11 protein-coding genes and 1 pseudogene are annotated in these 12,652 nt (G+C 31.5%); 11 read left to right on the top strand and 1 reads right to left on the bottom strand.

Features of this window, described 5'->3' with window-relative positions; genetic code table 11:
- The first annotated feature begins 1 nt into the window (after nt 1).
- From SJY17_RS01300 to rlmN, 4 genes and pseudogenes are all read left to right on the top strand, one after another.
- On the top strand, nt 2-328 hold the full coding sequence (locus tag SJY17_RS01300) for a nucleotide pyrophosphohydrolase (protein WP_397363640.1): 327 nt from the start codon (nt 2-4) through the stop codon (nt 326-328).
- 31 nt (nt 329-359) lie between these two features.
- Nucleotides 360-1,595 (top strand): 3-phosphoshikimate 1-carboxyvinyltransferase, encoded by a 1,236-nt coding sequence (locus SJY17_RS01295; protein ID WP_397363639.1) that lies wholly within the window; start codon nt 360-362, stop codon nt 1,593-1,595.
- 87 nt (nt 1,596-1,682) lie between these two features.
- Nucleotides 1,683-2,733: pseudogene (gene queA, locus SJY17_RS01290) on the top strand (tRNA preQ1(34) S-adenosylmethionine ribosyltransferase-isomerase QueA).
- Nucleotides 2,734-2,964: 231 nt separating this feature from the next.
- A complete protein-coding gene (gene rlmN / locus SJY17_RS01285) occupies nt 2,965-4,005 on the top strand; it encodes a 23S rRNA (adenine(2503)-C(2))-methyltransferase RlmN (protein ID WP_397363638.1) in 1,041 nt (346 codons plus the stop codon).
- A gap of 79 nt (nt 4,006-4,084) precedes the next feature.
- On the opposite strand, the gene SJY17_RS01280 is transcribed toward rlmN, so the two are convergent.
- Complete coding sequence (locus tag SJY17_RS01280; protein ID WP_397363637.1) at nt 4,085-5,428, bottom strand: T9SS type A sorting domain-containing protein; 1,344 nt, start codon at nt 5,426-5,428, stop codon at nt 4,085-4,087.
- A gap of 150 nt (nt 5,429-5,578) precedes the next feature.
- On the opposite strand from SJY17_RS01280, the gene SJY17_RS01275 reads away from it, so the two are divergent.
- The 7 genes from SJY17_RS01275 to SJY17_RS01245 all read left to right on the top strand — a co-directional run bounded on the left by SJY17_RS01275 (nt 5,579) and on the right by SJY17_RS01245 (nt 12,641).
- Nucleotides 5,579-6,556, top strand: a complete 978-nt coding sequence (locus SJY17_RS01275) for a polyprenyl synthetase family protein (protein WP_397363636.1) — start codon at nt 5,579-5,581, stop codon at nt 6,554-6,556.
- A gap of 78 nt (nt 6,557-6,634) precedes the next feature.
- A complete protein-coding gene (locus SJY17_RS01270; protein ID WP_397363635.1) occupies nt 6,635-7,195 on the top strand; it encodes an RNA polymerase sigma factor in 561 nt (186 codons plus the stop codon).
- Nucleotides 7,182-7,904: a hypothetical protein gene (locus SJY17_RS01265; protein WP_397363634.1), complete on the top strand. Its 723-nt coding sequence runs from the start codon at nt 7,182-7,184 to the stop codon at nt 7,902-7,904. The genes SJY17_RS01270 and SJY17_RS01265 overlap by 14 nt, the downstream gene beginning before the upstream one ends.
- 29 nt (nt 7,905-7,933) lie before the next feature.
- A complete protein-coding gene (locus SJY17_RS01260) occupies nt 7,934-8,983 on the top strand; it encodes a hypothetical protein (RefSeq protein WP_397363633.1) in 1,050 nt (349 codons plus the stop codon).
- A gap of 368 nt (nt 8,984-9,351) precedes the next feature.
- Nucleotides 9,352-10,749 (top strand): arginine decarboxylase, encoded by a 1,398-nt coding sequence (locus tag SJY17_RS01255; protein WP_397363632.1) that lies wholly within the window; start codon nt 9,352-9,354, stop codon nt 10,747-10,749.
- A complete protein-coding gene (gene speB, locus SJY17_RS01250) occupies nt 10,739-11,677 on the top strand; it encodes an agmatinase (protein WP_397363631.1) in 939 nt (312 codons plus the stop codon). Before SJY17_RS01255 ends, speB begins: the two co-directional genes overlap by 11 nt.
- On the top strand, nt 11,667-12,641 hold the full coding sequence (locus tag SJY17_RS01245; protein WP_397363630.1) for a deoxyhypusine synthase family protein: 975 nt from the start codon (nt 11,667-11,669) through the stop codon (nt 12,639-12,641). Before speB ends, SJY17_RS01245 begins: the two co-directional genes overlap by 11 nt.
- Nucleotides 12,642-12,652 lie beyond the last annotated feature (11 nt).

Below are 12,652 nucleotides of genomic sequence, written 5' to 3'. Positions count from 1 at the left end.
CATGAACATTAAAAACGCACAATTAGACGTTGATAATTGGATAAAAAACCATGGTGTACGTTATTTTAACGAACTAACTAATATGGCTCAACTTACTGAGGAAGTAGGTGAAGTAGCACGTATTATAGCAAGACGTTATGGAGAACAGTCCGAAAAAGAATCTGACAAAAATAAAGACTTAGGAGAGGAGTTAGCAGATGTTATGTTTGTAGTGCTTTGTTTAGCAAACCAAACAGGTATTGATCTTCAAGATGCGTTTGATAAAAAGTTAGATTTAAAAACAAAACGCGATCACGACAGACACCACAATAATCAAAAATTAAAATAGCAAATTCCTGCATAGGCAGGAATCATTTATAATGACTTTACACATTCAAAAATCAACAATACAAAAACAATCTGCAATCCAAATAACAGGATCAAAAAGCGAGTCTAATAGATTACTGCTTTTAAAAGCCTTATATCCAGAGATTGATATTAAAAACGTGTCTAATAGTGATGATTCTGTTTTAATGACAAAAGCTTTAGCATCAAAAAGCAATGTTATAGACATACATCATGCAGGAACAGCAATGCGTTTTTTAACTGCTTTCTTTTCTACTCAACAAGGAAGAGAAATAGAGTTAACAGGATCCCAACGTATGAAAGAGCGTCCAATTGCTATCTTAGTTGACGCTTTAAACCAATTAGGTGCAGACATCAGTTATAAAGAAAACAAAGGATATCCTCCATTGCTTATAAAAGGAAAAAAGCTAACAAAAAACAAAGTCACCTTAAAAGCTAATGTAAGTAGTCAATATATTTCGGCTTTATTATTAATAGCTTCAAAACTAGAAAATGGATTAGAGTTAACACTTGAAGGAGAGATAACATCAGTACCTTATATAAATATGACCTTAAGTTTGTTGTCTCAAATAGGTGTAAAAACTAAATTTGAAGATAATCTTATAACCGTATACGCTAACAGCCAACAGATAAACGCTAATAGTCAACAGCTAACAGTAGAATCCGATTGGTCATCAGCATCTTACTTTTATAGTATAATAGCTATGTCAGAAGTAGGAACAAGCATCCAATTATCATCTTACAAACAAAATAGCCTGCAAGGCGATTCTGCATTAGCAGAAATCTACAAAGCATTTGGTGTATCAACAACCTTTGAAGAGCATTCGGTTTTGCTTCAAAAAACTAAAACAACAACTCCAGAAACACATATAGAGTTTGATTTAAAAAATGCTCCAGATATTGCACAAACGATATCTGTAACAGCATTTGGTTTAGGTTTATCGTGCCATTTAACAGGATTACACACCTTAAAAATTAAAGAAACAGACCGTTTAGTAGCATTAAAAACAGAAATCGAAAAACTAGGAGGACAAGTCAACATTACAGATAATAGTTTAACATTAGAAGCGTCTAAAGCAATATTAAAAAATGTGACAATAAACACTTATAATGATCACAGAATGGCTATGGCTTTTGCACCTTTAGCATTAAAAACACCAATAAATATTCAAGATTATAAAGTAGTTTCAAAATCTTACCCAACTTTTTGGGACGATTTGGACGCTCTGGGCTTCACTTTTAGTATTTAATAAAATAATAATTGCCCATTTACTTGACAACGCCTATCTCCAGATTGTATATTTGCAATCTTGTTAACTTAAACATCTATTTTTTAAATGAAATTATCACACTTCCATTTTGATTTACCTGAAGAGCTTTTAGCTGAATATCCAGCAGAAAACAGAGACGAGTCTCGTTTAATGGTATTAAACAGAAAAGAGCAAACCATAGAACACAAAATGTTTAAAGACGTTATTGATTATTTTGACGAAAAAGATGTCATGATACTTAATAACACTAAAGTATTTCCAGCACGTTTATTTGGAAACAAAGAAAAAACAGGAGCAAGGATAGAAGTGTTTTTATTAAGAGAGCTTAATGAAGAACAACGTCTTTGGGATGTATTAGTGGATCCAGCACGTAAAATCCGTATTGGTAACAAACTATACTTTGGAGATGACGAAACTTTAGTAGCAGAAGTAATTGATAATACAACATCAAGAGGACGTACACTACGTTTTTTATATGATGGATCTTATCAAGAATTTAGAAGAAAATTACAAGAATTAGGAGAAACACCTTTACCAAAATATATTAACAGAGAGGTAGAACCAGAAGATGAAGAGCGTTACCAAACTATTTATGCAAAAAACGAAGGTGCAGTAGCAGCTCCAACAGCAGGATTACACTTTTCTAAGCATTTACTAAAACGTTTAGAAATTAAAGGGATCGATTTTGCAGAAGTAACATTACACGTTGGATTAGGTACTTTTAATCCAGTAGAAGTAGAAGATTTATCAAAGCATAAAATGGATAGTGAAGAGCTTAAAATTGAAGAGCCAGCAGTATCCATAATCAATAAAGCACAAAAAGAAAGACGTCGTATCTGTGCAGTAGGTACAACAGCAATGCGTGCTATTGAAAGTGCAGTATCCTCAAGCGGAACACTAAATGAAGAAGAAGGATCGAACCAATAAATTTATATTTCCACCATACGATTTTAGTATTGCAAACGCAATGATAACCAATTTTCATACACCAAAATCAACATTATTAATGATGGTATCTGCATTTGCAGGACACGATTTTATGAAAAAAGCATACGAAGAAGCAGTAAAAGAAAAGTATAAATTTTACAGTTATGGAGACGCGATGTTAATCATCTAATCCTATTAAAATAAATAATTAAGCCTCTTTATAGAGGCTTTTTTTATGGCATTACCACAAGGGTCGCGCTTTCAGCAGTCGCTTTACATTTGCTTGTATTGCAAATGTAAGAGCTTCAACAAATGCTTCAATCGCTAATGCACCAACCAAAGTATAAATTTAAAATAAAGAAAAGTAAATCGTCAATCATAATTCGTAAAACGTCAAAGCTTTCACTATTTTTGCATCATAATGGAAATCAAAAAAAAAGACATACGTGCGTTAACTAAAGAGCAACTTAGAGACTTCTTTAAAAAAGAAGGCGATAAAGCCTTTAGAGGTAACCAAGTCTATGAATGGTTATGGAGTAAAGGTGCGCATACTTTTGAGGATATGACAAATATTTCCAAAGACACACGTCAAAAATTAGAAGACAACTTTGTAATAAATCATATCAAAGTAGACGTAATGCAACGTAGTAGTGATGGTACAGTAAAAAATGCAGTACGATTACATGACGACTTAATTGTAGAGTCTGTTTTAATACCAACAAAAACCAGGACTACTGCATGTGTATCTAGTCAAGTAGGCTGTAGTTTAGACTGTAAATTTTGCGCAACAGCACGTTTAAAACGTATGCGAAATCTAAATCCAGACGAGATTTATGACCAAGTAGTTGCAATAGACAGAGAAAGTAGATTATATTTTGATAGACCCTTAAGCAATATTGTTTTTATGGGTATGGGAGAACCATTAATGAATTACAATAATGTACTAAAAGCAATAGACAAAATAACCTCACCAGAAGGCTTAGGTATGTCACCAAAACGTATTGTAGTTTCAACCTCAGGAGTGCCAAAAATGATTAGAAAAATGGCTGATGATGAAGTGAAGTTTAAATTAGCAGTATCACTACATTCAGCAATTGATGAGGTTAGAACATCCATAATGCCTTTTAACGCAACATTTCCTTTGTCAGATTTAAGAGATGCATTAATCTATTGGTATCAAAAAACCAAAAACCGAATTACCTATGAGTATGTCGTTTGGGAAGGTATAAACGATAAGCGTAAAGATGTAGATGCACTAGTCCAATTCTGTAAATTTGCACCAAGTAAAGTCAATATTATAGAATACAATCCGATTGACGATGGACAATTTCAACAAGCGCAATCTCAAGCAATAGATATGTATCAAAATGTTTTAGAAGCTAATAATATCACAGTAACAATAAGGCGTAGTAGAGGTAAAGATATTGACGCAGCATGTGGTCAATTAGCAAATAAAGGTTAAGTTTTTATAAATTATTAAACAATAAAAAAGCGACTCTCAAATTTTTTGAAAGTCGCTTTTCATGTATAAAAAAAGTTGGTTACTCTTTAATAAATTTAATAGTTTGTTGTTTGTCTTCAGACATAATTTTCATAAAATATATACCATTTGTTAATTCGTTTATATTTATAGAGTTTTCAACTAAGTCACTAGCATTAACATTAATAACACGTTGTCCTAATTGATTGTATATTTCAACAGAATCAAAACTAACATCAGATTTTATATTAATCGTGTTTTTAGCTGGATTTGGATATACACTAAATTGTTGCTTATCAAATTCTGATGTAGATAATGCAGGGTCAATTTCAGTTTTAAATTCCCAAACAGTTCCTGTAGTAGTCCCAAAACAATTTACAGCATCAACCTTCCAATAGTAAGTCGTATCATAAGCCCAAGTGTAAGTTACGCCATTACCATTAGTAGCACCAGTTATTGTCCCTATATCATCACCTGTTGTAGTTGTACCAAGAGTTAAATTATAACTAGTAGCTAAATCACCAGTAGTTGCTTCAACCCATGAAAAAGGTGTAATAAGTAAATTTGCAGGATCAGAAATGTCAATTGGGATATCAATAGCTGTATCAGAAGGTGCAGGTGCAGTTGCTAAGTCTGGTCCAGCAGTTGCTGTACAAGATGAAGTAGTAAAGCTCCAAATAGCACTATCTATAGTTCCAACACAATTAATCGCTGTAACTTTCCAATAGTAAACTGTATTGTTAGTCCATCCAGTATACGTTAGACCATTGCCATTAGTAGCTCCTGTAATTGACCCAATATTACTAGCAGCTGTATCTGTACCAAGACTAATAGTAAAACTTGTAGCAGGATCGTTAACAGCATCTTCTACCCATGAAAAAGGAGTGATAAGAGGAGTAGCTCCACTAATATCAATTGGTACATCTATAGCCATATCTGCTGGAGTTGGTCCTGTAGGAGCGCCTGGAGCAGTAGTAAATGTACAACTACAAGAAGGACTAGTACATTGTATTGTTGTTAATGTAGCATCACTTGCTTGTGTACCACAAAGCGAATCTAAATTCCAGAAAATTAAAATTTGGGCTGTAGTTGCAGTAAAACTTACAGTTGATGCACCATGTGTTATTACTGTACCAATAGCATCAATTGCTGGAGTAGTTTCAGTTACAGTTATGTATATACTAGTGGTGTTTGTTCCTGTAACAGTATAGGTGTTTCCAACTATTAATCCTTCAATAACTGAAAACTCAGCATTTGGCCAATTGTCTGCAGCTATTTGTTCGGCTGTACCATCATTAGCCATCACAAGGTTTCCATAGTTACCTCCTGCGGTTGATGTACATTGACTATATGACCAATTGGTCATTGTTAATAATAAAATAAATAAAAATGTAATTTTTTTCATATAGTTAAAGTGTTTAAGGTTAATTAATTAAGATAAATTTAGTTAAAAATAATTTAATGCCATTCTAAACTTTAAAAAATTGAAAATTATTAAGATATTATTGACTTACTTTATTTGTATTTTTGATATCATTAATTTAAACCTTTTTTTTTGAAGATTACAGAACAAATAAAACAACCTATTGCTTTTGAAATGGATCTTTTCGAGCAAAAATTTAGGCTGTCTATGTCTTCAAAGGTTGCTCTGCTAAATAGAATTACCTATTACATTGTAAATAGAAAAGGGAAACAAATGCGACCAATGTTTGTTTTTTTGGTTGCTAAAATGGTGTCTAATGGAGAGGTTAGCGAGCGTACATATCGTGGTGCTTCTGTAATAGAGTTAATACATACTGCAACTTTAGTACATGACGATGTGGTGGACGATAGCAATAAACGTCGTGGGTTTTTCTCAATAAATGCATTATGGAAAAACAAAATAGCAGTTTTAATAGGTGATTTTTTATTATCAAAAGGATTGTTACTATCAATAGATAATAACGATTTTGACTTGCTTAAAATAATCTCTATTGCTGTAAGAGAGATGAGTGAAGGCGAATTACTTCAAATTGAAAAAGCAAGAAAATTAGACATTACAGAAGAGGTATACTATGAAATTATTAGGCAAAAAACAGCAACACTTATTGCTGCTTGTTGTAGCCTAGGCGCAGCATCTGTTAAACCCAATTCTAATGAAGTAGAAAGTATGCGTAAGTTTGGTGAACTTATAGGAATGGCATTTCAAATAAAAGACGATTTATTTGATTATGGCACACAAAGTATTGGTAAACCAACAGGAATAGATATTAAAGAGCAAAAAATGACATTACCTTTAATTTATGTGCTTAATAATTGCTCTAAAAAAGATAAAAAATGGTTAATCAATTCTATTAAAAACCATAATAAAGACAGAAAACGTGTTAGTCAAGTCATTGATTTTGTTAAGCAAAATGGAGGTTTGGATTATGCAGTTTTAAAAATGAAAAACTACCAAGAGCAAGCGTTAAAACTTCTAGAAAATTATCCAGATACAGAATATAAAAAATCATTAGTCTTGATGGTTAATTATGTAATTGAAAGAAAAAAATAATTTTTTTCAAACTTCAGGCAACCTTTTGCACAACATTTGCGTCTTTATAAATAGAAGACCAAACTAAACAATACTCTATTGAAAGTTGTTACACTATATAATAACGAAGCTAAGCTTATTAATAAAGCTATAAAAAACAATCGTGAAGCACAACACGTTTTGTTTGAAATGCATGCGCCAAAAATGCTAAGCGTCTGTCGTTACTATATAAAAGATATGCAACATGCAGAAGAAGCTATGTTAAATGGTTTTTTTAAAGTTTTTAAAAATTTAAAAAACTTTAAAGGAGATGGTAGTTTTGAAGGTTGGATAAGACGTATAATGGTAAGAGAATCCATTTCGTTTTTAAGACAGAAAAAAAGTGTTCAGTTTGTTTATGAAGACTATCAGCATGTCGAAATCCAAAACGAATCTCCTCAGCAATATGATGTTGCACAATTGCAAGAATTAATAGATAGACTTCCAGAAGGATATAAAATGGTATTTGTTATGTACGCAATTGAAGGCTACAAACATGCCGAAATCGCTAAGCTATTAAACATTAGTGAAGGTACATCAAAATCTCAATTGTTTAAAGCTAGAAAGCTTTTACAGGACAAAATTAAAACGCTTAATAATAAAGAATATGGCACCAAATAAATTTGAAAAGCAATTAAAAGACACTTTAGAGCGTCGCACAATTGCACCAAGCAAAAATGCTTGGAGCCAATTGGATGACAAATTACAAGAAGATCAAAACAAAAGTAAATTTCCATTTTGGTGGTTAGGTATAGCAGCTACTTTTTTAGGTGTTTTTCTTGCTGTTTTTATTTTTAATAACGAGCCTGATAAGATTGAAATTGTTATAGATGAGCTTAAAAAAGAAATCATAGTACCTAATAAATCAAATGATATTAAAAAAGAAGTAATAGTAGAAAAACAGCTAGATGAAATAACGATTAAAGAGATTTCAAGGACTAAAATTACTTCAAAAAAAGTAGGAGATAAAAAAGCTAAAAATAATAGTGTTGCACAAACTAATAAGACAATAAATAATGTTGTGCATTATCCTAAAATTATCAAATCGGCAAATAATAAAAGTGTTATTCCTTCTAAAAAAGAGGTATTTGTTAATGCAGTAATTGCAGAGCAAAACACTTCAAATAAAGAAGCTTCTTTACTATTAGATGAAGCTTATGCTAAAGTTAAAACAAATCAAACAACATATAAATCAGAAAAAGTAGACGCAAACTCGCTATTGGAAGAAGTAGAGATAAAATCTGAAAAATCTCTAAAAAACAGGTTGTTTCATGCTGTAAAATCAGGTTATGAAACATTAAAAACAACAGTAGTTCAGCGTAATAATTAAATTAATAATCATTAAAAAAACGAACAGTTATGCAAACCATTACAAGACATTTAGTGTATTTATTTTTACTAGTAGCAGTAAGCCAAGTCAATGCACAACAGCAAGATTCTATTCCTAAAATAGAAGAGTTAAAAGAAGTTATTAAAACACAAGAAAAAGAGGCGTTAAAATTAGAGGTTGATGCCATTAACGATCAACTAGAAGCTGATAAAATTACCTTTGAAGAAGCAGAGCAATTAAAAAAAGCAGCAGCAGAAAAAAGAGCATTAAATATTGAAAACAGAACAGCTATTGCTGTCAATAGATTAGAGTTTTTAAAGCGTAATGATTTAGAATATGATGAAAACGCAAAAAAGACAATTCTGTCAATTAAAATTGGAGATGGAGATAAGGAGATTTTAGGCGTTAAAGCCACACGTACTCCTCCTAAACAAGATATTCGTACAGGAAACCAAATGCTATTTGCTATGGGCTTTAACAATGCAATAATAGATGGTGTTAGTTTAAGCGATACACCTTATAAATTAGGAGGTTCTGGATTTGTAGAATTAGGTTGGCTTTGGAAAACAAGAGTGTTTAAAGAGTCTAATTTTTTACGCTTTAATTATGGGTTTTCTTTCCAATGGAATAAATTGGATATAAAAGATAATCAGTTTTTTCAGCAAAATGATAATTTAACAACTTTAGAAAATTTTTCAACAGATTTAAAAAAAGCAAAATTTAGAACTACAAACTTAGTGGTTCCAATTCATTTTGAGTTTGGTCCTTCTCTTAAAAAAGAATATAAAGATGGAAGAATTAGATACTTTACCGATAATAACTTTAAAATAGGATTAGGTGGTTATGCAGGAGTTAATCTAAGAGCGCAACAAAAATTAGTATATGAAGAGGATGGAGATCGTGTAAAACAAAAAATTAAGCGTGGCTACAATACTAACACTTTTGTATATGGTTTAAGTGCTTATGTTGGTTATGGCGATTTTAGTTTATATGCTAAATATGATTTGTCTCCAATTTTTAAAGATCCAGCAATTAAACAAAATAACATTTCATTAGGAGTTAGACTAGATTTAGACTAATAAAAATTTTTATTTAAAAAAAGCGTCTCTTTTTAATTGTATAAAAAGAGACGCTTTTTGCTTTAAAAAGTTTGAAATTAAAAAAAAAGTATTTCATTTGTATTCTATTAGCTGAACATTTTGAACTCTGTTTCTATGTTCGGGTTTTTGAAAATTAGGAAGTCATATTCAAAAGCAGCTTACAGATTAAGCAACCGAATTTTAAAGCTAACTTCCGAGAATTCTTCATTAGGTGCTAGTCAGCATCAATACGCTTTTGTGCCTACTACAGAGCAAAAAATGCAAGTCTGATTTACTCATTATTATTTGTTTTTAGCAGCAATTTCGTGCTGTTTTCAATTTAAATTTTAACATTTTTAAAAATAATAATGAACACAAAATATATAGATCTAATTAATCAAACTTTCGATTTTCCTCAAGAAGAATTTAAACTAGAAGAAAAAACACTTCATTTTCATGATATTGACTTAATGCAATTGATTGAAAAATATGGAGCACCATTAAAATTTACCTATTTGCCACAAATATCTAACAATATTCAACGTGCAAAAAAATGGTTTGCAGATGCTATTAAAAAACATGATTATAAAGGTATTTACAACTATTGTTATTGCACAAAAAGCTCGCACTTTAAACATATTTTAAATCAAGCTTTGCAAAATGATATACATATAGAAACCTCTTCGGCTTTTGATATTGATATTGTAGAAAACCTTAAAAAAGAAGGTAAAATAACTAATGATACATACATAATTAGTAACGGGTTTAAACGCGCTCAATACGTTACAAATATTGCTAGACTTATAAATGAAGGTCATAAAAATGCTATTCCTATTATAGATAATTATGAAGAAATAGATTTGCTTTCAGCAGAAATTAAAGAAAAATATAATATTGGAATTAGAATAGCTTCAGAAGAAGAGCCAAAGTTTGAATTTTATACCTCTCGTTTAGGAATTGGTTATAAAAACATAGTGCCATTTTACAAAAATCAAATAGAAAACAATAAAAAAGTAGAGCTTAAAATGCTTCATTTTTTTATTAATACAGGAATTAGAGATAATGCGTATTACTGGAACGAGCTTTTAAAATGTTTAAAAGTCTATACAAGCTTAAAAAAGATTTGTCCAACATTAGATAGTTTAAATATAGGTGGAGGTTTTCCTATAAAAAACTCATTAGCTTATGATTTTGATTATGCTTATTTAGTAGAAGAGATAGTAAATCAAATAAAAATTACATGTGAAGAAGAAGGTGTAGATGTCCCAAATATTTTTACAGAATTTGGTAGCTTCACAGTAGGAGAAAGTGGTGGAGCAATCTATGAAGTACTATACCAAAAACAACAAAACGATCGCGAAAAATGGAACATGATAAACTCCTCTTTCATTACAACATTACCAGATACTTGGGCAATTAACAAACGTTTTGTTATGTTGCCAATAAACCGCTGGGAATCCAGCTACGAGCGTGTTTTGCTGGGTGGTTTAACTTGTGATAGTGATGATTATTACAATAGCGAGCAACACATAAACGCTATATATTTACCAAAATATTATAAAGACAAACCATTATATATTGGCTTTTTTAATACAGGAGCTTACCAAGAAACCATTGGAGGATTTGGAGGATTGCAGCACTGTTTAATTCCGTCACCAAAACATATATTAATAGATAGAGATGCAGACGGAAACATCTCTACAAAACTATTTAGTGAACAACAAAAAAGTGAAGACTTACTTAAAATTTTAGGTTATGAAAACTAGTACTTACGCTGGCATTCCAGAAGAATTAGCAAAATTAGAACAAGCAAAAATTGTACTAATTCCTGTACCCTATGATGGTACAAGCACTTGGCAAAAAGGAGCAGATAAAGGTCCAGAAGCATTTTTAAATGCGTCAGAAAACATGGAGCTTTATGACATTGAAACAGCAACAGAAGTGTACAAACAAGGTGTGTATTTAGCAGAAGCTGTAACCGAAAACAGCTTGCCTGAAGTTATGGTAGAAGCTGTACATCAAGCAACAAAAAGTTTTATAAAACGAAACAAGTTTGTAACTATTTTTGGTGGAGAACATTCTGTATCAATAGGTACAATTCGTGCGTTTAACGAAATGTTTCCAAGCTTAACAGTTTTACAATTAGATGCACATGCGGACTTACGTAAAACTTATGAAGGTTCTACATGTAACCATGCTTGTGCAATGTATGAAGCTAGCCAAAACACAAATTTAATTCAAGTTGGTATTCGCTCTATGGACGTGATGGAAAAAACTGTAATGGACGAAGAAAAAACATACTTTGCTCATCAAATGGCTATAGATGATACTTGGATGGATGCTGCAATAGACCAAATGACAGAAAATGTTTTTATAACAATAGATTTAGATGTTTTTGACCCTTCTATTATGCCAAGTACAGGAACTCCAGAACCAGGAGGTTTATTATGGTATGAAACATTAGAATTTTTAAAACAGGTTTTTGAAGAAAAGAATGTAGTAGGTTTTGATATTGTAGAGCTTTGTCCAAATAAAATTGATAAATCTTCAGATTTTCTAGCAGCAAAATTATACTACAAAATGTTAAGTTATAAATTTCAAAATGACGAATCAGAAGATGATTATGATAATGCATTTGATAATACAGTAAATAAAAATAACAATACTAAATTTCAAGACGAAGATGACTACTAAAGGACCAATTTCTCAATTTATAGAAACCCATTATTTACATTTTAATGCTGCTGCTTTAGTTGATGCAGCAAAAGGGTATGAAGCACAATTAAATTCTGGAGCAAAAATGTTAGTGTCTCTTGCAGGAGCAATGAGTACCGCAGAACTTGGCAAAAGTTTTGCCGAAATGATTCGTCAAGATAAAGTGCAAATCATTTCATGTACAGGAGCAAATTTAGAAGAAGATATCATGAATTTGGTTGCACATTCGCATTATAAACGTGTACCAAATTATCGAGACTTAACACCTCAAGACGAATGGGATTTATTAGAAAAAGGACTCAATAGAGTTACAGATACATGTATCCCAGAAGAAGAAGCTTTCCGAAGATTACAACAACATATTGTAAAAATATGGAAAGATGCAGAAGCAAAAGGTGAGCGTTATTTACCACACGAATATATGTACAAAATGTTGTTATCAGGAGTATTAGAGCAGTATTATGAGATTGATATTAAAGACTCTTGGATGTATGCAGCAGCAGAAAAAAATCTGCCAATAGTTTGTCCAGGTTGGGAAGACAGCACAATAGGTAATATTTTTGCAAGCTACGTACTTAAAGGCGAATTAAAAGCAAGTACTGTAAAATCTGGAATAGAATACATGACGTTTTTAGCAGATTGGTACACAGACAATTCGCAAAAAGGAATTGGTTTTTTCCAAATTGGAGGCGGAATTGCTGGAGATTTCCCAATATGTGTAGTGCCAATGTTATATCAAGATATGGAACGTCCAGAAACACCATTTTGGAGTTATTTCTGCCAGATTAGCGACTCAACAACAAGTTATGGTAGTTATTCTGGAGCAGTACCAAACGAGAAAATTACTTGGGGAAAACTAGATATTGACACACCAAAATTTATTATTGAAAGTGATGCAACTATTGTTGCACCATTAATTTTTGCTTACATCTTAGGATTATAATCGTTATAAAA

Origin of the sequence: Olleya sp. R77988, from assembly GCF_044594215.1 — a bacterium.
Classification (GTDB): Bacteria; Bacteroidota; Bacteroidia; order Flavobacteriales; family Flavobacteriaceae; genus Olleya.
The sequence above is the reverse complement of the archived record's forward strand: the minus strand, read 5'-3'. Positions and strand labels throughout refer to the sequence as shown.